This window comes from Salinifilum aidingensis (assembly GCF_054782015.1).
Genome location: NZ_BAAGTH010000007.1, coordinates 37,712 through 58,914, shown reverse-complemented (window position 1 = coordinate 58,914; position 21,203 = coordinate 37,712). Strand labels below are relative to the sequence as shown.

At 72.1% G+C, this 21,203-nt stretch carries 20 protein-coding genes; 5 read left to right on the top strand and 15 right to left on the bottom strand.

Features of this window, described 5'->3' with window-relative positions:
- Positions 1-26: 26 nt before the first annotated feature.
- The 3 genes from ACYVJE_RS11190 to ACYVJE_RS11180 form a co-directional block, all read right to left on the bottom strand.
- Positions 27-1,052: a 6-phosphofructokinase gene (locus tag ACYVJE_RS11190; RefSeq protein WP_461144499.1), complete on the bottom strand. Its 1,026-nt coding sequence runs from the start codon at positions 1,050-1,052 to the stop codon at positions 27-29.
- Between the two features lie 116 nt (positions 1,053-1,168).
- Positions 1,169-1,678: a polyadenylate-specific 3'-exoribonuclease AS gene (locus ACYVJE_RS11185; RefSeq protein WP_459158986.1), complete on the bottom strand. Its 510-nt coding sequence runs from the start codon at positions 1,676-1,678 to the stop codon at positions 1,169-1,171.
- Between the two features lie 295 nt (positions 1,679-1,973).
- On the bottom strand, positions 1,974-2,702 hold the full coding sequence (locus tag ACYVJE_RS11180; RefSeq protein WP_461144393.1) for a lysophospholipid acyltransferase family protein: 729 nt from the start codon (positions 2,700-2,702) through the stop codon (positions 1,974-1,976).
- A gap of 160 nt (positions 2,703-2,862) precedes the next feature.
- Between ACYVJE_RS11180 and ACYVJE_RS11175 the strand changes: the two genes are divergently transcribed.
- Together ACYVJE_RS11175 and ACYVJE_RS11170 are read left to right on the top strand one after the other, a co-directional pair.
- Positions 2,863-3,654, top strand: a complete 792-nt coding sequence (locus ACYVJE_RS11175; protein WP_461144392.1) for an alpha/beta hydrolase — start codon at positions 2,863-2,865, stop codon at positions 3,652-3,654.
- The gene (locus ACYVJE_RS11170) at positions 3,651-4,142 is read left to right on the top strand and encodes a DUF308 domain-containing protein (RefSeq protein ID WP_461144391.1); all 492 of its coding nucleotides are present in this window, start codon (positions 3,651-3,653) and stop codon (positions 4,140-4,142) included. Before ACYVJE_RS11175 ends, ACYVJE_RS11170 begins: the two co-directional genes overlap by 4 nt.
- 65 nt (positions 4,143-4,207) lie before the next feature.
- On the opposite strand, the gene ACYVJE_RS11165 is transcribed toward ACYVJE_RS11170, so the two are convergent.
- From ACYVJE_RS11165 to ACYVJE_RS11145, 5 genes are all read right to left on the bottom strand, one after another.
- The gene (locus tag ACYVJE_RS11165; RefSeq protein ID WP_461144390.1) at positions 4,208-5,182 is read right to left on the bottom strand and encodes an ROK family protein; all 975 of its coding nucleotides are present in this window, start codon (positions 5,180-5,182) and stop codon (positions 4,208-4,210) included.
- The gene (locus ACYVJE_RS11160) at positions 5,163-5,711 is read right to left on the bottom strand and encodes a hypothetical protein (protein ID WP_461144389.1); all 549 of its coding nucleotides are present in this window, start codon (positions 5,709-5,711) and stop codon (positions 5,163-5,165) included. The genes ACYVJE_RS11165 and ACYVJE_RS11160 overlap by 20 nt, the downstream gene beginning before the upstream one ends.
- 4 nt (positions 5,712-5,715) lie before the next feature.
- Positions 5,716-6,945, bottom strand: a complete 1,230-nt coding sequence (locus ACYVJE_RS11155) for an ArsA family ATPase (protein WP_461144388.1) — start codon at positions 6,943-6,945, stop codon at positions 5,716-5,718.
- Positions 6,946-6,997: 52 nt separating this feature from the next.
- Entirely contained in the window at positions 6,998-7,438 is a 441-nt protein-coding gene (locus tag ACYVJE_RS11150) for an SRPBCC family protein (protein ID WP_461144387.1), read from the bottom strand.
- A gap of 100 nt (positions 7,439-7,538) precedes the next feature.
- Positions 7,539-8,327, bottom strand: coding sequence for a metallophosphoesterase family protein (locus ACYVJE_RS11145; protein ID WP_461144386.1), 789 nt, complete (start codon positions 8,325-8,327; stop codon positions 7,539-7,541).
- A gap of 357 nt (positions 8,328-8,684) precedes the next feature.
- Between ACYVJE_RS11145 and ACYVJE_RS11140 the strand changes: the two genes are divergently transcribed.
- Entirely contained in the window at positions 8,685-10,487 is a 1,803-nt protein-coding gene (locus ACYVJE_RS11140; protein ID WP_459158977.1) for an AMP-dependent synthetase/ligase, read from the top strand.
- A gap of 152 nt (positions 10,488-10,639) precedes the next feature.
- Here the strand turns inward: ACYVJE_RS11140 and ACYVJE_RS11135 are convergent, their stop codons facing one another.
- Together ACYVJE_RS11135 and ACYVJE_RS11130 are read right to left on the bottom strand one after the other, a co-directional pair.
- Positions 10,640-11,611: a C40 family peptidase gene (locus tag ACYVJE_RS11135; protein ID WP_461144385.1), complete on the bottom strand. Its 972-nt coding sequence runs from the start codon at positions 11,609-11,611 to the stop codon at positions 10,640-10,642.
- Between the two features lie 480 nt (positions 11,612-12,091).
- Complete coding sequence (locus ACYVJE_RS11130; protein ID WP_461144384.1) at positions 12,092-13,504, bottom strand: NYN domain-containing protein; 1,413 nt, start codon at positions 13,502-13,504, stop codon at positions 12,092-12,094.
- 131 nt (positions 13,505-13,635) lie between these two features.
- On the opposite strand from ACYVJE_RS11130, the gene ACYVJE_RS11125 reads away from it, so the two are divergent.
- Positions 13,636-15,360, top strand: a complete 1,725-nt coding sequence (locus ACYVJE_RS11125; RefSeq protein WP_461144383.1) for a DEDD exonuclease domain-containing protein — start codon at positions 13,636-13,638, stop codon at positions 15,358-15,360.
- Between the two features lie 22 nt (positions 15,361-15,382).
- On the opposite strand, the gene ACYVJE_RS11120 is transcribed toward ACYVJE_RS11125, so the two are convergent.
- The 5 genes from ACYVJE_RS11120 to ctaE form a co-directional block, all read right to left on the bottom strand.
- Positions 15,383-15,808 (bottom strand): PPOX class F420-dependent oxidoreductase, encoded by a 426-nt coding sequence (locus ACYVJE_RS11120; RefSeq protein WP_461144382.1) that lies wholly within the window; start codon positions 15,806-15,808, stop codon positions 15,383-15,385.
- A gap of 178 nt (positions 15,809-15,986) precedes the next feature.
- On the bottom strand, positions 15,987-17,660 hold the full coding sequence (qcrB, locus tag ACYVJE_RS11115; RefSeq protein ID WP_461144381.1) for a cytochrome bc1 complex cytochrome b subunit: 1,674 nt from the start codon (positions 17,658-17,660) through the stop codon (positions 15,987-15,989).
- Complete coding sequence (qcrA, locus tag ACYVJE_RS11110; protein WP_461144380.1) at positions 17,657-18,784, bottom strand: cytochrome bc1 complex Rieske iron-sulfur subunit; 1,128 nt, start codon at positions 18,782-18,784, stop codon at positions 17,657-17,659. The genes qcrB and qcrA overlap by 4 nt, the downstream gene beginning before the upstream one ends.
- Entirely contained in the window at positions 18,781-19,587 is an 807-nt protein-coding gene (qcrC, locus tag ACYVJE_RS11105; protein WP_459158970.1) for a cytochrome bc1 complex diheme cytochrome c subunit, read from the bottom strand. Before qcrC ends, qcrA begins: the two co-directional genes overlap by 4 nt.
- Before the next feature lie 52 nt (positions 19,588-19,639).
- Entirely contained in the window at positions 19,640-20,251 is a 612-nt protein-coding gene (gene ctaE, locus ACYVJE_RS11100; RefSeq protein WP_459158969.1) for an aa3-type cytochrome oxidase subunit III, read from the bottom strand.
- 373 nt (positions 20,252-20,624) lie between these two features.
- On the opposite strand from ctaE, the gene ACYVJE_RS11095 reads away from it, so the two are divergent.
- Positions 20,625-21,029: a hypothetical protein gene (locus ACYVJE_RS11095; protein WP_461144379.1), complete on the top strand. Its 405-nt coding sequence runs from the start codon at positions 20,625-20,627 to the stop codon at positions 21,027-21,029.
- The last annotated feature ends 174 nt before the right edge of the window (positions 21,030-21,203 follow it).

Below are 21,203 nucleotides of genomic sequence, written 5' to 3'. Positions count from 1 at the left end.
GGGAGAAGCGCGTCACACGTGGTGCGCTAACCGAACAGCACTTCGGCCTCGGCGTAGCGCTCCAGCGGCACGGTCTTGAGCGCAGCAGTCGCCTCGCGCAACGGGACGCGCACGACATCGGTGCCGCGCAGCGCGACCATGCTGCCGAACTCGCCGGCGGTGACCGCTTCGATCGCGTGCAGCCCGAACCGGGTGGCCAGCACGCGGTCGTAGGCCGTGGGCGGTCCGCCGCGCTGGGTGTGCCCGAGCACCACCGCGCGGGACTCGTGCCCGGTGGCCTCGGCGATCTCGTCGGCCAGCCACGTGCCCACGCCGCCGAGGCGGACGTGCCCGAACGCGTCCCGCTCGCCGGTCGCGAGCAGCTCCGCACCGCCTTCGGGGACCGCTCCCTCGGCCACGACGATGATCGGCGCGTACTCGCGCTCGAACCGCATCCGCACCCAGTCGCAGACCTTGGGCACGCTGAACGGCTGCTCGGGCACGAGGATCACGTTCGCACCGCCGGCGAGCCCGGAGTGCAGCGCGATCCAACCGGCGTGGCGGCCCATGACCTCGACGACGAGCGCGCGGTGGTGCGATTCGGCCGTGGTGCGCAGCCGGTCGATGGATTCGGTGGCGATGTGCACCGCCGTGTCGAAGCCGAAGGTGTAGTCGGTGGCGGCGAGGTCGTTGTCGATCGTCTTCGGCACGCCGACCACGGGCACTCCCTCGCGGCCGAGCCGCTCGGCCACGCCCAGCGTGTCCTCGCCGCCGATCGCCACCAGCGCGTCGACGCGTTCCCGCTCGAGCGTGCGCTGGAGGCGGGCGACCCCGTCGTCGAGCGCGTACGGGTTCGTGCGCGAGGAACCGAGGACGGTGCCGCCGCGGTCGAGGATGTGCTCGACGTCGTCGAGACCGAGGGGCTGCACCGCCCCCTCGAGCGTGCCCTGCCACCCGTTGCGGAATCCCACGATCTCGTGGCCGTACTCGGACACGCCGCGCCGCGTGACCGCGCGCAGCACGGCGTTCAACCCCGGGCAGTCACCGCCACCGGTGAGCACGCCCACCCGCATCCCAGTCGGCATCCGCGCCACCTCCTCCTGTCGAGCGATCCGAAAGCGGTGATGCAGATCTCACCGCGGAGGCGCCAGAGTGGCACGGCCTGGATCGGTGCAGCAAGCACTGTCGATCACTTGGGGTACCCGAGGAGCCGCCCCGTCTCCTCGATCACCTTCCAGCGGCGCAGGTTGTGCCGCGCGTCGGCCAGGGCGTCGTGCGCGTTGTCCGGCGGGGCGGGCAGCCGCGGCTTGCCGACGTCCTCCCAGCGCTGCCGCAGGTCGCGGGTGAACTTCGGGATCTGGGCCGGCAGCGCGGGCATCGGCCCCCACAACTGGGCCAGCGCGACGTGGTCGTAGGCGGCGTACCAGGCCCACAGCTCGACGTCGCCGGAACCGCCCCCGGTCACGAACCGGAAGAGGTCCTCGCGGATGCGGGCCCGCGAACACCACGCGGAGTCCGAGGGCGGCGGCAGCTGCGGCAGCACGTACCGCCGCACCCACGGGCCCGCGCGCCCCTCGTCGAACTCGGTGGACACCGCGTAGAACTCGCGTCCGGACTCGTCGACCACGCCGATCGACACCAGGTCGATGGTGTTCCCGTCCTCGATGAACTCGCAGTCGTAGAAAAACCTTCTAGCCAACGCTGATGGCCTGCACTTTCTCTCCGCTCCTCCCGGGAGTCGCCGGTGCGGCAGCACCGCTGCGGTGCCCGTCCCGGTCCTTCATGGTGAACCAGGCGCTCGGCGGACTGCGCAGCGCGTCCCGTCCGGCGCTCCCGCGGGACCCGAACCGCAGCGGCACCGGGGCGCACGCCCGGCCCGCTCCACCGGAGGACCCGACCGCCAGCAGACCCGGGCCACCCGGCGGCCCGGACCACCGGACTCCGGAACAGCAGCAGCCCCGGACAGCAGCCCCCGGAGCGCGGCGGCGTGCCGCTCAGCCGGCCTTGCGCTCCGGTCCGCTCCAGCCGGCGACCTCGCGCCCGCTGGCGGCCATCTCGTCCTTGACCTTGGCGGCGTAGACGTCGACGTAGCGCTGCCCGGACAGCTCCATCAGCGCGTACATGAGCTCATCGGTGATCGCCCGCTCGACGAAGCGGTCGCCGGCCATCCCGGCGTAGCGGGAGAAGTCCAGCGGCTCTCCCACGTGCACCCGCACCTTGCGCGGGTGCCACATCCGCGACCCCGGCGGGTTCACCCGGTCCGTGCCGTCCATGGCGACCGGGACGACCGGCACGCCTGCTTCCAGCGCCATCCGGGCCACACCGGTCTTGCCCTTGTACAACCGGCCGTCCGGGGAGCGCGTGCCCTCCGGGTACACCCCGAGCAGGTACCCCTCGCGCAGCAGCCGCACCCCGGTGTCCAGGGCGGCGCGCGCGGCTGCCCCGCTGGTCCGGTCGATGGGGACCTGGCCGACACCGGCGAAGAAGAACTTCTGCAGCTTGCCCTTCAGACCGCTTCCCGTGAAGTACTCGCGCTTGGCCAGGAACGTCACGCGCCGCGGCATCATCAGCGGCATGAAGAACGAGTCGGCGACCGCGAGGTGGTTGCTGACGAGGATCGCACCCCCCTGGGAGGGCACGTTCTCCGCACCTTCGACCGAAGGGCGGAACACGGTTCTGAGCAACGGGCCCAGCAGGACGTGCTTCATCAACCAGTACAGCACCGTGCTGCCTTTCTAGCGCCGACGTACCCGGATCGTACCCGACGAAGCCCGCTGCACAGGAACGACGACGGGCCTCGGCCCGGAACCGACCGCTCCGCGCGTGACGGGACACGTGCGACCATTGCGGCGTGTCCGGCACGCCCGTGGAGGTGGTGATCCCGTGTCCGAGTCGATCCCCGGCGCGCACACCTTACTTCCCGGAGCCGATCCGTTCACATGGGACGGCGCGCGGGAGATCGGCGTCGTGCTCTGCCACGGCTTCACCAGCACGCCGCAGAGCATGCGGCCGTGGGGCGAGCACCTGCACGCCGCGGGGTACACCGTCACCTGCCCGCTGCTGCCGGGCCACGGCACGCGGTGGCAGGAGCTCAACCGCACGCGCTGGACGGACTGGTACGGCGCCGTGGAGGACGCGCTGCTGCAGTTGCGCACGCGGTGCTCCGCGGTCGCCGTCGCGGGGCAGTCGATGGGCGGTGCCCTCGCCCTCCGGCTGGCCCAGCAGCACCCCGACGTCGCCGGAGTGCTCCTGGTGAACCCGTCGGTGGCCACGTGGCAGCGGGGGAACCTGCTGCTCCCCGTCGTCTCGCGCGTCGTACCGGCGCTGCGGGGGATCAGCGGGGACATCGCGAAACCGGGCGCGCACGAGATCGCCTACGACCGGCTGCCGCTGCGGGCGGCGAACAGCCTGCGCGGCCTGTGGCGGCAGGTGCGCGCGGATCTGCCCACCGTCCACCAGCCGGTGGTCGTGTACCGCTCGACGATCGACCACGTCGTGGAGCCGGCCAACGCCCGGATTGTGCTGAACGGCGTGGGCAGTCAGGATCGCAGCGAAGCCGTGCTGCCGAACAGCCACCACGTCGCCACCCTGGACCACGACGCACCGACGGTGTTCAGCGGTAGCGTCGAATTCCTGCACCGCATCCACCGCGACCGCGCCGAGGAATCCTCATGAGCACGCGCCAGAACGATCCCGACGGACCGGAAGACATCGACGCGGCGTTCGCGGAGATCGTCGCCGGGCTGGAAGACGACCCCCAGTTCGACCGCTGGTCCTCCCCATCGTCCGGGGACGCGAGCGGTGGGGACGCGAGCGGTGCGGAGGACTCCACCGCGGGGTCCGCGGACGCGCCGCCGAGCGCGGAGACCGCGTCTCCCGGTAGCGGGCCGCGCGACTGGACTCCCGCCGAGGACCCGGAGGACGAGCACTTCGTCCCGCCGGAGCCGCCCCCGCTGAAAGCTCCCAGCGGCGGCGCGATCGGCGGGGTCGCCGTCATCGCCTTCGGGGTGCTGATGCTGCTCGTGCCCGGGCTGGCCGGACTGGCCTCGCCGGTCACGATGCCGCTGGGGCTGGTGCTCGTCAGCGCCGGGATCGGCTGGCTGCTGTTCCGGCTGCGCCGCGGCCCCTCCGATCACGACGATGACGACGGCGCGCGGGTGTGAGGGCCACCCGGCTGCAGGCGCGGGGCCCCGCCGGGAACGGTCACCGGGAAGGTCGTGAGGGGAGGTCACGAGCAGGCGCGGGTGGTGGCCGGCTCCCCCAACCGGGACGGCTCCCCCCACCGGGACGACGCGCGGGAGCGGGCGAGCGCGGCGGCGCCGATCAGCGCCGCCCGGTCGCCGCAGCGGGCCACCCGGACGTCCGCCAGCGGCCGGTGCCCCGCACCGGTGACCACGTCGGCGTAGTGCTGGCGGGCGGTCTCCAGGAACAGCGGCGCCGAGTCCGAGACCCCGCCGGTGATCACCACGACCTCGGGGTCGTACACGTCGGCGACGAGGGCGAGCCCCTCGCCGAGCCAGCGCCCCAGCTCGTCCGCGGCGCGGCGCGCGGCCGGGTCGCCCGCCTCCGCCGCGCGCGCGACGGACACTCCGGTGAGCTCCTCCCCGGAGGCACCGCCCGCCGCGGGCACGCCGAGTTCGACCGCGGTGTCCACCAGCGCCGTGCCGCTGCAGTACCGCTCCCAGCAGCCCTGCTTGCCGCACGAGCACGGGCGGCCGTTCGGCACGAGGCGCAGGTGCCCGAACTCCGGGGCCACCCCGTGGGCCCCCCGGAAGAGCTCGCCGTCGACGACCAGCGCGCCGCCGATGCCCGTGCCCAGCGCGATGAGCACGCTCACCCGGGAGTCCGTGGCGGCCCCGAAGCGCTGTTCCGCCACGGCGGCCGCGTTCGCGTCGTGCTCGAGAACCACCGGCAGGCCCAGCCGCTCGTGCAACTCGTCGGCCACCGCCACCTGCCGCCAGGGCAGGTGCGGGGCGAAGCGCACGACGCGCTGGTCCGCGCTCACGAAACCCGCCACGGCGAGCCCCACGGCGGAGACCGGGTGCTCCGCGGCGAGCGCCCCCACCGTCTCCGCGAGGCCGGTGGTGAGCCCCTCGTGGGTGTCCGCGGTGGGCACGCGCCGCGTCGCGTGGATCGCGCCGTCCGCGTCGACGACGCTCGCGCGCAGGCTCGTGCCTCCGATGTCAACGCCGATGGTCAGCAACGGAACTCGTCCCCCCTCCGGGTGCCGAGCCCTCCGCCGCGGTGACCGGCCCGTCGACCCGTCGCACGGTGATCCGCTCGGCCTTGCTCGTGGGTTCCGCACCGGCGGGGTCCGCCCGGTGCGCATCGGCGGCCTCGGCGGTGGCCGCCTCGGTCGCGCTCGTCGCGCCCGCGTGCTCCGGGAACCGGGCGGCCACCGCGGTCCGCAGCGCGCGCAGCGCCTCGACGAGCTGGATCAGCAGCTCCGGGTGCCGCTGCCGCACCAGTCCCGCGAGCGCGCACAGCGGGCACCAGCTGCACTCCCCGGGGCGGTCGTCCCCGCCGTCGCCCCCGCTGTCGCCCTGCGCCTCCCGGGTGCCGGTCCAGGCGCCGAGGTCCTCGAGCAGCGCGCGCAGCTCGGCGGACAGCTGCTCCCCGCCCACGGGGCCGCCGGAATGGGCGCGCCCTCCGGAGGCCGTGTCGTGATCGTGCGGGGACCCGGGATCGTGCGGGGTGCCGTGCGGGTTCCCTGTCTCCGGACCGTGCGTCATGTTCTCACCGCATCCACAGGTTCGGGTCGGGGTGGAAGTCCACGACCAGCCCGTCGTCGCCGGCCACGGCCGCGCCGACCGTGCACCGGCGCAGCACCGAGGGCAGCGCGATCAGGCGGCGCCGCCCGTCGATCGTCACCGCCAGTTCGTCCCCGATCCGCGCGAGCTCCACCTCGGCCCGCGCGGGCAGCGGCAGGGGCAGGCACAGCGCGTAGCGGGCGTCGAGCCCGGTCCCCGAGCGCTCGACGCGCATCCCCGGTGCGCTCGCCTCGACGTGCAGCGGGTCGCCCGCCCAGACGGAGTCGGCGGTGTAGAGCTGCTCGCCGAGCGCGCCGAGCGGGTCGGCACCCACCGGTCCGTCCGGGTGGTGCGGCACGGTCACCACGGGCACGTCGGTGCCGGCGCGCAGCTCGGCGACGACGCGCTCCTGCTCGCGGCGCCGCGCCCGCAGCCACGCCGCCGCTTCGCCGCGCGCGGAGCCCGGGTCGGGCACCACGCGGTTGACCAGCACCGCGTCCACGCGCAACCGGTGCAGCGCCAGCGCCGTGAGGGTGCGGCGGGTTTCGGCGGCGACGACGGGTTCGGCTGTGGCGACCACGCGCACGCCGGTGCCGGGCGCGGTGAGCATCCCGCGCAGCTCGGTGAGGCGCTCGGCGAGGCGGCCCACCGCGTCGGCCACCTCGTTCCAGCGCTGCACCTGGTCGCTGCCCGCGATGCCGGCGAGCACTCCGCGCACCGCCCGGCGGTGCTCGGGGAACAGGCGCGCCAAGTAGCCGTGCAGCGCTTCGGGCAGGCTGAGCAGGCGCAGCGTCTCGGCGGTCGGTCCGCAGTCGACGACGACCGCGTCCCACACGTCGCCCGCGGCGAACCGGTGCACTTCGGCGAGCGCGAGCAGGTCCTCCACACCGGGCAGCGCGCTCAGTTCGGCCGCCTCGATCTCGTCGACCCCGGCTCCCCGCAGCACGGTGCGCAGGTGGTGGCGCAGGTCCGCCCAGGACTCGTCCACCAGGCGGCGCCCGTCGATCTCCGCCGCCCAGACCGCGGCGCCGCTGCGCAGGGGAACTTCCGCGGGGTCCGCGGAGAGCTCGGTGCCGAGCGCGTCGCCGAGGGAGTGGGCCTGGTCGGTCGACACGACGAGGACTTTGCCGCCGTCGTCGGCCGCCTTCGCGGCGCTCGCGGCGGCCAGGGTGGTCTTGCCGACTCCCCCCTTGCCGGTGAACAGCAGGATTCGCAACGGCGGCCTTTCGTGGACGACTGCAGGATCACGCACGTCCCGGCCGGGACGGTCACGCGCCTTCGACGCGCCGCTTGAGCTCCTTCAGGGCCGTGTCCATGATCATCTTCTCGGCTTTGCGCTTGAACAGGCCGATCATGGGCACGGACAGGTCCACGGCGAGGCTGTAGGTCACCTCGGTGCGGTCGTCGTCGAGCGGTCGGAGCCGGTAGGTGCCGTGCTGCGCCTTCTGCACCTGGCCCTCGACGAGGGTCCAGCTCACCGACAGCCCGTCCGCGGCCCACTCGTAGGAGTTGACGTAGGTGTCGCGCACCACGCCCGCGTCCAGGACGAAGCGGACCTGCTCGGCGGCGCCGTCCCCGGTCCGGGACAGCACCTCGGTCTCCTTCACCGCCTCGGCCCACTCGGGATAGGCCGGGAAATCCGCGATGACCGCCATGATCCGCGACGCCGGTGCCTCGATCACGATGGACTGGGTGGACTGATCGACCATAGTCGCAGGCTACCGGGTCGCGTCGTGCCGCCGGTCCGCGCCCGAGGTGTGTCCTGCGGCCGGTTCGGAGCTCGCGCCGGGACCACCGCCCGGTCCCGGATCACCACTCGAGCACGTACGGCCGCTCGCTCTGCTTGAAGTGGCCGACGTTGACGCACTCGGTGCGGCCGACGCGCATGCGCTGCGCCAGCGGCTGGTGCACGTGGCCGAACAGCGACCACCGCGGACTGTCGCCGCGGATGCGGTCGACGAGCGCGGACGAGCCGACCTCCAGCCGGCGGGCGTAGACGTCGTAGGTGAGCTCCGGCAGCGCGGGCGGGACGTGGGTGCACAGCACGTCGGTCTCCGGCAACTGCGCCAGCGCCGCGTCGTACTCCTCCCGGGGGCGGATGTAGGGCACCCAGGCGGCGTGGCGCCGCAGCGTCGCCCCGGGCGGCAGCACGGTGCCACCCACGAACCCGAAGCGCAGCCCGCCGATCACGGCGCTGTCGCCGTCGAGCACGTGCACCCCCTCGCCCGCGAACTCGGGCCACAGGCGGGGCGCGTCCACGTTGCCCGGCGTGGCGTACGTGGGCGCCGGCAGCGCGGCGAACAGCTCGCCGTACTGCTCGCGGACCGCTTCGTCGACGACGCGGGCGGGGTCGGACAGGCTCTCCCACAGCGAGCGCGCGTAGGCGCCGAGCTCGGAGCCGCGCCGGTTGCGCCGCAGTTCGGCGAAGCGCGCCACCTTCTCCGGGCCGAAGATCCGGCCGAGGATCCCCCCGCGGTGGTCGTGGTAGTCCACGAAGTCGATGAGATCGCCGAGCACGACGAGGGCGTCCGCCCCGTCCCCGGCCCTCTTGAGCGCCTCGACGTTGCCGTGCACGTCGGACACGACGTGGACCCGCACCGCACAAACCCCTTCCGGACTCCTCGCGTACCGTGCGGTCCACCGTATCCGTCCCGGAGCCGTCGACCGAGCCAGCGACCCGGAACGGCGGCATCCGCGCAGTGATCGTCACGGTGCGAACAGGCGGGACTACCCTGAAGGCGGGTTCCGCGGCGGGCGGCGCCTCGACGACGGGACGGAACCCGCCCAACTCCCCGGGCCCAACTCGCCGGGGGCGCCAGTCCTCCGGGGGCGGTGTCACTCCGAGCGACATCGCTCGTTCGGTTGTTGACCAGTGGAGGCAAATCTGGGACTACCGCTGAGTAACTATCAGCGTTAGGTTTGTGCGCACGACGGCGTGTTTTCGGAGGTTTCGAGGTGCGAGAGTTCAACGCCCCCGCCACGGTCACAGTGGCCGATGACGAGAACCTCACCGGGATGGTGTGGGACAACGCGGAGCAGCACGGCGACAACGTGAGCTTCCGTCGCCAGGTCGACGGCACGTGGATCGACGTCACCGCCGCCGAGTTCGCCGAGCAGGTCCTCGCCGTCGCCAAGGGGTTCATCGCCGCCGGGCTGAACCCGGGGGACCGCATCGGGCTGATGGCCCGGACCCGGTACGAGTGGAGCCTGTTCGACTTCGCCATCTGGACCAGCGGGTGCGTCACCGTCCCCATCTACGAGACCTCGGCCGCCGACCAGGCCGAGTGGATCATGAGCGACTCGGGGGCGCGCGCGGTGGTCGTGGAAAGCCAGCAGCACCGCGCCGAACTCGCCAGCGTGTGGGACTCGCTGCCCGAGGCCGCCCACCTGTGGCAGATCGACCCCGGTGAGGGCGGCTCCGGCGCCGTCGCCGAGCTCACCGCCCTCGGCGCCGACATCGCCGACGAGGACGTGCACCAGCGCCGCCGCGCCGTGGCAGCGGACGACCCGGCCACGCTGATCTACACCTCCGGCACCACCGGCCGCCCCAAGGGGTGCGTGCTCACGCACCGCAACCTGCTGGCCGAGATCCGCGCGGACTCCACGGCGTTCCCGCAGCTGATGCAGCCGGGCAACTCGATGCTGATGTTCCTGCCCATGGCGCACGTGCTCGCCCGCGCGATCACGATCACCTGCGTGTACACGCGGATCACCCTCGGCCACACCGGCGACATCAAGAACCTCGTCGAGGACCTCGGATCCTTCCGCCCCACCTTCGTGCTGGCGGTTCCGCGGGTGTTCGAGAAGGTCTACAACTCCGCCAAGCAGAAGGCGCACTCCGAGGGCAAGGGGCGCGTGTTCGACACCGCCGAGGCCACCGCCGTCGAGTACAGCAAGGCCAAGGTGCAGGGGCGCATCGGCCTGGGCCTGCGCCTCAAGCACGCCGTCTTCGACAAGCTCGTCTACACCAAGCTCCGCGCGGCCCTCGGCGGCAACTGCATCGCCGCCGTCTCCGGCGGCGCTCCGCTCGGGGAGCGCCTCACCCACTTCTTCCACGGCGTCGGCGTTCCGGTGCTCGAGGGCTACGGGCTCACCGAGACCACGGCCGCGGCCACGGTCAACGTCGAAGACGCCTACCGCATCGGCAGCGTCGGCCGGCCGATCCCCGGCACGTCGGTGCGCATCGCCGAGGACGGCGAGGTCCTCATCAAGGGCGACATCGTCTTCGACCGCTACTGGAACAACTCCGCCGCCACCGCGGAGTCCCTCGAGGACGGCTGGTTCCACACCGGCGACCTCGGCAGCCTCGACGAGGACGGCTTCCTGCACATCACCGGCCGCAAGAAGGAGATCATCGTGACCGCGGGCGGCAAGAACGTCGCCCCCACCACGCTGGAGGACCGGATGCGGGCGCACCCGCTGATCAGCCAGTGCATGGTCGTCGGTGACCAGCGGCCGTTCATCGGCGCGCTCATCACGCTCGACCCCGAGTTCCTGCCCACCTGGCTGACCAACCACGGCCGCTCCGCGGACACGCCCGCCGAGCAGATCGCCGAGGACCCGGATCTGCGGGTCGAGGTGCAGAAGGCCGTCGACGACGCCAACCAGCTCGTCTCGCACGCCGAGCAGATCAAGCAGTTCCGCATCCTCCCGCAGGACTTCACCGAGTCCACCGGGGAGCTCACGCCCAGCTTGAAGGTCAAGCGCGGCAAGGTCGCCGAGAACCGCGCAACCGAGATCGAAGCCCTGTACTCCTGAGCTGCTGGGCTCCTGAGCTGCTGGGCTCCTGAGCTGCGCTGCGCGCGACTGCGGGCCGCCTCCTCGGAGGAGGCGGCCCGCAGTGCGTTCCGCGCCCCGCCCCACCGGAGTCGGCCCCGATCGGGACCGACCGACCGGTGTGCCGGGCGGGATCAGCCCGCGATGCGCCGCATCTCCGTCACCGGGCCGATGTCGTCGTAGTCGTCGACCTTGACCACGTCGCCCTGGGTGGGCGCGTGCACCGCCTTGCCGTTGCCGATGTACATGGACACGTGGCTGACCGGGCTGTAGTAGAAGATGAGGTCGCCCGGCTTGAGCTCGCTGGAGCTGACGCTCTCGCCGTCGGAGATCTGCGTCTTCGTCGAACCCCCGATGCTCACCCCGGCCTGCTCGTAGGCCCAGTAGGTCAGGCCCGAGCAGTCGAAGCTGTCCGGCCCCTTAGCGCCCCAGACGTAGGGCGAGCCCTGCTTGCCGAGCGCGGCGTTGACGGCCGTCACCGCCGCACCGGAGCCGGCGACCGCGCCCACGTCCGTGGAACCATCGGTGACCAGCGACTCCTGCTCCTGCTGGCTGAGCTCGTCGTAGCGCTGCTGGACCTCGGCGACGCGCTGCTCCATCTCGGCGCGCTTGCGCTCCATGTCCTGGGCGATCCGCGCGGCCTCGCGTTCGGCCTTCGCCGCGCGGTCCCGCGCCTGCTGCGAGCGCGTCTCGGCCTTCTCCGCGCGGTCGGTCGCCGCGGCGAGCCTGTGGATGACCTCGTTGTTGTCCTGGGCGAGCACGTCCAGAGTGGCGGCCCGGTCCAGGAAATCGTTCGGGGACTCGCTGGCCAGCAGCGCGGAGAGCTTGTTCAGCCGCGCACCCTGGTAGGACGCGCTCGTGAGCTCGTCGACCCTGCCGCGGAACCGCTGCTCCTCGGTCCGCGCCTGGTCGGCGACCCGCTCGGCCCGCACCGCCTCGGCACTGGCCCGGTCGAGCTCCTCCTTCTTCGCTCGGTGATCGTCCGCCGCCTTCTTCGCCTCTTCGGTGACCTGCTCGGTCTTGTGCGACAGCTCGCGGACTTCGCGGGCGGCGTCCGTCGCATTGTCGGGAAGGGGCGGATCCGCCAGCGCGGGCGCTGAACTCATCCCCACGGCGGTGACCACCGCCGTCGCTGCGAGAGCACCCCGCATGGAACGCTTCGATCGGTGCGACGCCACGTCGCGCACTGCTCCTTCGCTCTCCTCGAACCACTGCGCGGGCGCGGACGAGGGCACGTCCTCGCCCGACCGGATCGGCGCACCTGCCCGGGACCGTCCGGTCCGGCTCCCCGACCAGCCGGTTCAGCGGCGACGCGCGGGCCGTCCCAGGTGGACGACGATCGCCGCGCGGTCTCGCGCAAGGTTACGAAATGTGAACGTAGGCGTCCATACGTGGGGCGCAAAATGTGGGCACACCGGCACAGTTTCACAAAAAGAGCAGCTCTGAACACTGATCGTGGTGAAGCATCCGGGAAAACCGCTGATGCGGTGACAGTGCCGCGGCTTGCTCCCACCCGCCGCCACGCAGGGCGAGGAGCACGTCGCGCGCGCCACCCCACCCGGTGATCCCGCTGCGCGCGGGGCCGCTCAGATGCGCCCGATGTGCTCCAGCAGAGCCGTCGAGGACACCACGTAGGAGCGGTGCGCCACGACCGAGTCGACGATCTCGCGATCCGAGGTGGCCACCACCACCTGACGCCCCCACGGCTCCGCCGCGACGACCTCCCTGATCACGTCATCGGCCTGCACACCGGGGTCGCTGAACAGCACGCGCACCCCGCGCGGCGCGGCCGTCGGCACCGCGAGGACATCGGCCCCGTCGAAGACCGCCGTCACCTCCGCGCCCGTGCGCGCAGCGAGCGCCGCCAGCTGGTGCGTCAGCCGTTCGCGCTGATCGGCCAGCGGAAGCTCGGGGTAGCCCGTCTTGGTCACGTTGTAGCCGTCCACGACCAGGTGCACCTCGGGCAACCGCAGGATGCGGTCGAGCATCGGCCCTTCGGACAGCGCCATCGAACCGCCGGCGGTGCGGTGGGTGCGCTCCACCAGTTCCGCCGGGCGCGGCCCCGTGCCACCCGGCGCCAACTCCCGCCGCAGCCCCGCGGTCACACCGTCCAACGTGTCCAGCAGCAGAGCGAGCCGCATCTCGTCGCCCTGGCGCGCCTCCCGCGCGGACTGGCGCGCCACCTCGGTCTCGGCGGCGGCGTGCTCGGCGCGCCGGCGCTGCTCCTGCTCGCGCGAGCGCGCGCGTTCCACTTCGGCGTGCAGCCGCTCCTGCTCGTCCTGCTGCTCCTGCCGGAGCTGCTCGAGCTCCTGCCGCGCACGCGCCGCGTCGTCCTTCGCCTCCTTGAGCCGCACCCCCTGCTCGCGCAGGCGCTTGCGCATGCGCTGCGCCTCACCCCCGTCGTTCTTGGCCTGCTCGGCCTCCTGCCGCGCCCGATCGAGCTCGGCACGCAGCTCGTGGGCCTCCGTCTCCAGGCGTTCGCAGCGGCGGCGTTCGGTGTCCAGCTCGTGCCGCAGCCGCCCCTGCTCGGTGCGGAAGGAGACGAGCTCGACGCAGCGGTCCGCCGCCGGGGAATCGCGCAGCAGCCCCGCTGCCGCGGCCACGACCGGATCGGGGTCCTCGAGGCTCACCGCCTCCGGGCGGTTCCGGCGGCACCACTCCACCACGGCGGCGCGGAACACCGCGGAATCGCGCAGACCCGCCAGCAGCGCCTCCTCGCCGAGACGCGCGCGTTTGGCCGGGGCGAAGCGCATCACCGGCCGCAGCGGGACGGGCACGTCCGCCGGACGCATCGCGTCCAGGGCAGCGGCGGCGAGCTCGGCGAGCCGACGGCGGATCGGTGTGGGCGCCGCCGACCAGTCGACATCCGCACCTGCGGCCCGCCCCTCCGCGGAGGCGGACTCGTCCGGAGCGGGCGCCTCGTCCGCTGCACCTCCCTCCGGGCCGCCGTCCTCCGGGCCGCCCGCTGAACTGCTGCCCCGTGCGCTCGAGCCTTCCACCCCCACAGGCTAAACCGTCCCCGCGCACCTCATGAGGACCGCCACCAGCCCTTCCGCGGCCCCTGCCGCGCCCCGGGAACGTCCCTGCCGCGCCCCGGGAACGTCGGAGCCCCGCAGTACCGTGTCCACCGATGCCCACCCGTCCTCCCGCCCCGACCCAGCTGCGGCTCGACGACCCCGCTGACGCGGATACCCCGCTGCACGCGACCACGTTCGTCGTCGTCGACCTGGAAACGACCGGAGCCGACCGCGAGGACGACCGCATCACCGAGATCGGCGCGGTGAAGACCCGGGGCGGTCGCACCCTCGGCGAGTTCAGCACGCTCGTCGACCCGGAACGCCCGATCCCCCCTGCGGTCACCTCCATCACCGGCATCACCGACGCGCTCGTCGCGGACGCTCCGCGCATCGACACCGCGCTGCCCGCCTTCCTCGAGTTCTGCCGCGGCTGCGTGCTCGTCGCGCACAACGCACCGTTCGACGTCGGCTTCCTGAAAGCCCAGTGCGCGCGGCTGAACATCACCTGGCCGAAACCCGTGTCGATCTGCACCCTCCGGCTCTCCCGGCGCGCCCTCCTGCGCGAGGAGGCCCCGAACCACAAGCTGGCCACCCTGGCACGCGTGCTGCGCGCGGAGAACCAGCCGAGCCACCGCGCCCTCGACGACGCCCGCACCACCGTCGACGTGCTGCACGCCCTGCTCGAACGCGTCGGCACGCGCGGTGTGGGCACGCTGGAGGAGCTGCGCTCGTTCCTGCCCTCAGTCACCCCGCAGCAGCGGCGGCAGCGCACGCTCGCCGACGAGCTGCCGCACGCCCCCGGCGTGTACCTGTTCCGCGGCCCCAACGACGAGGTGCTCTACATCGGCACCGCGAGCGACCTGAAAAAACGCGTGCGGCAGTACTTCACCGCAGCCGAACGTCGCTCCCGCGTCCGGGAGATGGTCGGGCTCGCCCACCGCGTCGAACACGTCCGCTGCGCCCACCCGCTGGAAGCGGAAGTGCGCGAACTCCGGCTGCTGGCCGCGCACCAGCCCCGCTACAACCGCCGCTCGCGGTTCCCGGAGCGGGCCTGGTGGGTGGTGCTCACCGAGGAGCCGTTCCCGCGGTTGTCCGTGGTGCGCGAACCCCGCGCGGAGGCGCTCGGCCCGTTCTCCTCGCGCGGTCGCGCGCAGGAGGCCGCCGACACGCTGCACGACAGCACGATGCTGCGACGCTGCACCCAGCGCATCCCGCGCACCCCGACGGGCTCGCCGTGCGCGCTGCACGAGCTCGGCCGCTGCCGCGCTCCGTGCGCCGGGTTGCAGAGCACCGCTGACTACGGGGCCGACGTGGCGGCGGTGCGCGCACTCATGCGCGGTACCGGCGACGCGCCGCTGCACCGGCTGCACGACGAACTCCTCCGCCTCGGCCAGGAGCAGCGCTTCGAGGACGCCGCCGCGCACCGCGACCGGATGGCCGCGCTCATCCGCGCACTCGACCAGGGACACCGGCACGCGAACCTGTGCGCCGTCCCGGAACTCGTCGCCGCCCACCCCGACGGCACGGGCGGCTGGCAGCTCGCCGTCGTCCGCCACGGGCTGCTCGCCGCCGCCGGACACGCGCGGCGCGGTGTGCCGCCGATGCCCGTCGTCGATCAACTGCAGGCGGCGGCGCAGACCGTGCGGCCCGCAACCGGCCCGCTCCGCGGCGCCCCCGCCGACGAGGTGCGCATCGTCCACCGGTGGCTCATCGCGGACGGGACCCGGCTGGTGCGCTGCGCGGTGCCGTGGAGCGAACCGGTGCGCGCCGCGGGAACCTGGCGGCACTGGGCCGAACGGGCCGACGCCGGCCGCACGCCCTACGGCGCGGTCGACTGAGCGCTTCCGGAGCACGGCTTCCTCAGGCGACCATGTCGAACACAGCGTTGATCTTGCTCGGCGTCAACCGCACCACGAGCTCACCGGGAACCCCGTTGCGCCGCCCGAACTCCTCCGCGCGCTCGTCGCCGACGTAGCGGCGGGCGATCTCCGTCGCGGTGCGCAGCAGCTCCGCCGGGTCCTCCGACGTGCGCACCCGCCCCTGCACCTGCACGAACGCGTACGGCCACCGCGCGTCGTCCACGCACAGGGCCACGCGCGGATCCCGGGCGATCGACCTCCCCTTGGCCGTGTCCGCGCCGGTGTTGAACACGAGCTCGGAGCCGTCCACGAGGAACCACACCGGGGCGACGAGAGGACGTCCGTCGGAGGCGGTGAATCCGAGCATCCCCGTCCGGGTCCCGGCGCCGAGGAACTCCCGCACCTGCTCGTCCTGGAGAGAAGACATGGCACCACGGTAGGTCGGCGCTCGCGCGGACGGTCCCGCCGACACGCCCACCGCACCCGGACGAACCGCGCAGCACCGTCCGACCGCGCGCAGCGAGGCCCGGCCCCCTTCCGGGGACCGGGCCTCGTTGCTGACCGGCCTCGCTGCTGACCGGGCGGCCTCGCGCGTGCGAGGACCCTTACTCGTGCGAGCTCGACGAGCCCCGGGAGGTCACCTCGCGCTCGGTGCCTTCTGCGCGCTCGGCGCCTTCGGGCTGCTCGTGCTGCTCCGCGTGCGCGCGCTCCAGCGCTTCGGTCTCCTCCGGCGGGTCCGGCCGCAGCAGACTGCCCGGCCGCGGCTTGCCCGCGGCGCCGAGCTTGTTCATGCGCTTGGGCACCGGAGTGCCCTGGTACGGCAGCGGCTCGGGGTGACCGTGCTCGTCGGTCGGCCCCAGCGGCTGGTGCACCTCGATGAACTCGCCGTGCGGCAGCCGCTTGATGATGCCGGTCTCGATGCCGTGCTCGAGGACCTCGCGGTCGGACCGCTGCAGGCCCAGGCAGATCCGGTAGGTGACGTAGTAGGCGATCGGGGGCACGATGAGCACCCCGATGCGGCCGGCCCACGTCGTCGCGTTCAACGAGATGTCCAGCTGGAACGCGATGATGTCGTTGATACCGGACAGCAGCAGCAGGACGAAGAACGAGACCGCCATCGCGCCCAGGCTCGTCCGCACCGGAGCATCGCGCGGGCGCTGCAGCAGGTTGTGGTGCGCGTCGTCCTTGGTCAGCTTCCGCTCGAGGGCCGGGTAGGCCGCGGCGATCCCGAAGATCAGCCCCATGAACAGCGCGGTCGGGAAGAACGCCGCCGGGATGGTGAACGGACCGAGGTAGACCTCCCAGGCGGGCCACAACCGGCTCGAGCCCTCCGTCCAGAGGATGTACCAGTCGGGCTGGGAAGCGGCCGAGACCTGCGAGGCGAGGTAGGGCCCGAGGTTCCACACGCCGTTGATCTGGAAGACGCCGGCCATGATGGCGCAGACACCGGTCACGATCGCGAAGAAACCGCCGGCCTTGACCGCGAACACCGGCATGATCCGCACGCCGACCACGTTGCTCTCGGTGCGCCGCACGCCCGGGAACTGGGTGTGCTTCTGGTACCACACCAGCGCCAGGTGCACCGCGATCAGCAGCAGGATGATGCCGGGTAGCACGAACACGTGTATCAGGTAGAACCGCGGGACGAACTCGGTTCCGGGGAACTCCGAGCCGAAGAGGATCCAGTGCATCCAGGTACCGACCACCGGCACCGACATCGTGATGCCCGAGGCGATCCGGACACCGGTACCGGAGAGCAGGTCGTCCGGCAGCGAGTAGCCGGTGAAGCCCTCGAACATGCTGGTGATGAACAGCAGGATGCCGATGATCCAGTTCGTCTCGCGCGGGCGGCGGAACGCTCCGGTGAAGAAGATCCGGAACATGTGCACCACCATCGACGCGAGGAACAGCAGCGCCGCCCAGTGGTGCAGCTGCCGCGCGAAGAGCCCGCCGCGCACCTCGAAGGAGATGTCCAACGTGCTCTCGAACGCCCGGGACATCTCCACGCCGCGCAGGTTCGTGAACACGCCCTGGTACTCCACTTCGGCCATCGACGGGTCGAAGAAGAACGCCAGGTAGGTGCCCGTGATCAGCAGCAGGATGAAGGTGTAGAGGGCGATCTCGCCGAGCAGGAACGACCAGTGCGTCGGAAAGACCTTGTTGAGCTGCCTGCGCATACCGGGCGCGAGCTGGAACCGGCTGTCCAGCTCGTCGGAGGCCTGGGCGGCTTTCCGGTAGGCAGCGCTCTCCGGCTTCGTGGGCGTGGTGATCGAACTCATGAATTGCGCTCCCAATATGCCGGACCCACGGGCTCGGTGAAGTCGCCCCGCGCCACGAAGTACCCCTCCTCGTCGACCGTGATCGGCAACTGCGGCAGCGCGCGCGTCGCCGGTCCGAACACGGGCTTGGCGTAGGTGTGCACCACGTCGAACTGCGACTGGTGGCACGGGCACAGCAGGCGCCCGGACTGCTGCTCGAACAACGAGGTCGGGCAGCCCAGGTGGGTGCAGATCTTCGAGTAGGCGTAGTAGTCGCCGTAGTTGAAGTCCTCGTGGCCCTTGCGCTTGACCGGTGCCGACCCGGGGCGCAGCCGGATCAGCATGACCGGCGCGTCGCCCTTGTGCATCGCCTCGGCGAGCTCTTCCTCGTTGTGCCGCATCGACTCGCGGAACGGGAAGACCGTCTCGAAACCGCCCGCGTCGATGTCCTCGGGGCGGACCAGCGAGATCTCGTGCGAATCACCGGTGTCGCGCCGCAGGTAGGTCTTCTCGCCGTGCGGCGAGGCCCAGCCGGTGTGCTCCAGCGTGCCGGCCGCTTCCCCGCTCCACGGGTTGCGGACGAGACCGCCGAGGGCGTAGACGCCGGCGCCGATGCCGAAGGCGCCGACGCCGAAGCCGGCGGAGCGCTTGATCATCGACCGGCGGGCGATCCCGCTGCGGCTGCCGGCGTCGGCGAGCAGCGCCGCGGTGGTCTGCCGGTCCGTCTCGCTGGAAGCGTGGCCGTCGTGCCGCTGCTGCACCGCCGTCTCGTGCGGGATGAACTTCTTCTGGTACAGCACCACGCCGATGCCGACCGCCAGGATCGACAACCCGAGGAAGAAGCCGATCAGCGGGTTGTACATCGAGTAGATGAAGTGCCCGCGCTCGTCCTCCAGCGGATTGACGTACTCCCACGGCCAGAACAGGAACACCGCGATGAACGCCAGGGCGGACAGGCCCGCGATGGAGAACCACAGCGCGACCCACCGCTCGGCCCGCCGTTCGGCGCGGGTCCCCTGCACCGGCCAGGGGTCCGGGTAGTCCACGAGCTCGACGTCGTCGAGCGCCAAACCGAGCCGCACCTTCTCGTCGCGGCTCATCTCGGCCAGCTCGGCCTCGGTGTATTCCCTCTTCTGCTCACTCATGCCCTGGCTCCGATCCACAGGGTGATGCCGATCAGCGCGCCGAGGCCGACGACCCACGCCACGATCATCTCCGGGCCGGGGCCGTAGCCGCCGAGGCTGTTACCACCCGGGTTGTTCGGGCCGTTGGTGACCGACTTCACGTAGGCGATGATGTCCTGCTTCTCCTCCGGGGTCAGCTGCCGGTCGGAGAACTTCGGCATGTTCTGCGGACCGGTCTTCATCGCCTCGTAGATCTCGCGTTCGCTGGCCTCGTCGAGGCTCGGGGCGTACTTGCCTTCGGACATGGCGATGCCCCGGCCCGTGAAGTTGTGACACGACGCGCAGTTCAACCGGAACAGCTCGCCACCGCGGGCGGGGTCGTCACCGCGCAGGGCCTCGCCGCTCTCCTCCGGGGACTTCGGTCCGCCGCCGTGCCGCTGCACGTAGGCGGCGATGGCGTCGATCTCCTCCGGCGAGAACTTCGGCGGCTTGCGGCTGGCCTGCGCTTCCTGGCGCACCATCGGCATCCGGCCGGTGGCTACCTGGAAGTGCACGGCGGCCTCGCCGACCCCGACGAGGCTCGGGCCGCGGTCCTCGACACCTTCCAGGTTCGAGCCGTGGCACGTGATGCACGCGTTGTTGTAGAGCTGCTCCCCCTCGCGCACCAGAGCCGGCTCCGCCTGGGCATGGGCGGTCTCCGGCTCGGGAGTCACGACGGTGTAGAGCCCACCGGCGCCCACCAGGGCGATGCCCAACGCCAGTACACCGGAAAGCCGCCGCCGGAGCTTTGAGCCCGTGCGGTTCCGTTTCTTCTTGGTGGTCATGAGTGCGGCAACCCTTGCTGTCCGGTTCAGGTGGTTCGAGTACTTCCGCTGCCTACGGCACGAGGTAGATCACGGCGAACAGGCCGATCCACACGATGTCGACGAAGTGCCAGTAGTACGACACCACGATCGCGGAGATCGCCTGGGCCGGCGTGAACTTGCTGAGCTTCGTCCGGATGATCAGGAAGACGAACGCGAGCAAACCACCGATCACGTGGAGACCGTGGAAGCCGGTCGTCATGTAGAAGACCGTGCCGTAGGCCGACGAGGCGATCGTCGTGTGGTGCTCCGCGATCAGCGTGTAGTACTCACCGGCCTGGCCGAGCACGAAGATCGTTCCCATGATCAACGTGATCACGTACCAGCGGCGAAGGCCGTAGACGTCGCCGCGCTCCGCCGCGAACACACCCCACTGGCAGGTCAGCGACGACGCCACCAGGATGATCGTGAACGGGAGGGCGTAGGCGAGGTTCAGTTCCGCGGGCGGTGGGGGCCACTCGCCCTCGTTCTGCGCCTTCACCGTGAAGAACATGGCGAAGAGCCCAGCGAAGAACATCAACTCGCTCGCCAGCCACACGATGGTTCCGACGCTGACCATGTTCGGCCGGTTCAGCGAGTGCACGCGTTGACTGATTGAGGGCGCTGCCGTTGTCACGCGACGCATTATGTCTTGCACGTTTTCCGCGCGCGCTCTCGGGTCCACCCAGTGGCCGCAGCGTGATCGGGCAGCACCGTCGAAGTGACGCACGGTGCACACGGCCGCGCACGAACCCCTTGCCTGCGCAACACCGGGCGCCATGACGATCACCGCACGTGACGGCGGCGGGGGCGCGCACCACCGCCGCGGACATCCGGGGGCTCCGACCGGGTGCGCGCCCCGCCGCTGCGCCGGCCGATCCCGCCCGGGGTGTGATCTTTTGCGGATGTGATCTGCGCCGCCGCTATGATCTGGACAACCGGTCGGCTACTGTCGGTACGCAGCCGGCCACTCCCGACCCGCGTGGTGCCGAGCAGAGCGTCGAGCAGAGGAGCGCCCGATGAGCACCCCGACCACCGTTGTCGTGTTCAGCCACCGCCCCGAGGTCCGCGAGGCGATCATCTCGGCGATCGGCCGCCGCCCCGCTCCCGACCTGGCGCGCCTGACCTACGTGGAGGCCTCGGGCGTGGCCGACGTGGTCGCCGAGGCCGACGCCGGGCGGGCGGACCTGCTCGTCCTCGACGGGGAGGCGCAGCCCACCGGCGGCATGGGGGTGGCGCGCCAGTTGAAGAACGAGCTGACCCGCTGCCCCCCGGTGCTGGTCACGGTGCGGCGCAGGGACGACCGCTGGCTGGCCACGTGGTCGCAGGCGGACGCCGTGCTGGTGCACCCGCTCGACCCGCTGTCGGCGGCGGAGACGGTCGCCGACGTGCTCCGCGGGCACACCGCCGCGGCCCGCACCTGACGGCTCCGCGGCGAGCAGGACGGGGCTCCGTCCGCGGGCAGCACACCGCGGCAGCTGCAGGATCGGGCTCCGCCCGGACGCTGCGCCCCTACCGCTGCCAGCCCGCGGGCAGCCGCGATCGGCCACTCGCCCGCCCCGGCCGGGGCGTGTTCCCGCAGGTCCGCGGGCGCGAGC

Bases quoted from the DNA above. Each gene is read 5' to 3' on its own strand.
- ctaE (WP_459158969.1), bottom strand. From the start codon at position 20,251: ATGCGTCGCGTGACAACGGCAGCGCCCTCAATCAGTCAACGCGTGCAC.
- ACYVJE_RS11095 (WP_461144379.1), top strand. From the start codon at position 20,625: ATGAGCACCCCGACCACCGTTGTCGTGTTCAGCCACCGCCCCGAGGTC.
- ACYVJE_RS11170 (WP_461144391.1), top strand. From the start codon at position 3,651: ATGAGCACGCGCCAGAACGATCCCGACGGACCGGAAGACATCGACGCG.
- qcrA (WP_461144380.1), bottom strand. From the start codon at position 18,784: ATGAGTGAGCAGAAGAGGGAATACACCGAGGCCGAGCTGGCCGAGATG.
- ACYVJE_RS11135 (WP_461144385.1), bottom strand. From the start codon at position 11,611: ATGAGTTCAGCGCCCGCGCTGGCGGATCCGCCCCTTCCCGACAATGCG.
- qcrB (WP_461144381.1), bottom strand. From the start codon at position 17,660: ATGAGTTCGATCACCACGCCCACGAAGCCGGAGAGCGCTGCCTACCGG.
- ACYVJE_RS11160 (WP_461144389.1), bottom strand. From the start codon at position 5,711: ATGACGCACGGTCCGGAGACAGGGAACCCGCACGGCACCCCGCACGAT.
- qcrC (WP_459158970.1), bottom strand. From the start codon at position 19,587: ATGACCACCAAGAAGAAACGGAACCGCACGGGCTCAAAGCTCCGGCGG.
- ACYVJE_RS11125 (WP_461144383.1), top strand. From the start codon at position 13,636: ATGCCCACCCGTCCTCCCGCCCCGACCCAGCTGCGGCTCGACGACCCC.
- ACYVJE_RS11150 (WP_461144387.1), bottom strand. From the start codon at position 7,438: ATGGTCGATCAGTCCACCCAGTCCATCGTGATCGAGGCACCGGCGTCG.
- ACYVJE_RS11120 (WP_461144382.1), bottom strand. From the start codon at position 15,808: ATGTCTTCTCTCCAGGACGAGCAGGTGCGGGAGTTCCTCGGCGCCGGG.
- ACYVJE_RS11190 (WP_461144499.1), bottom strand. From the start codon at position 1,052: ATGCGGGTGGGCGTGCTCACCGGTGGCGGTGACTGCCCGGGGTTGAAC.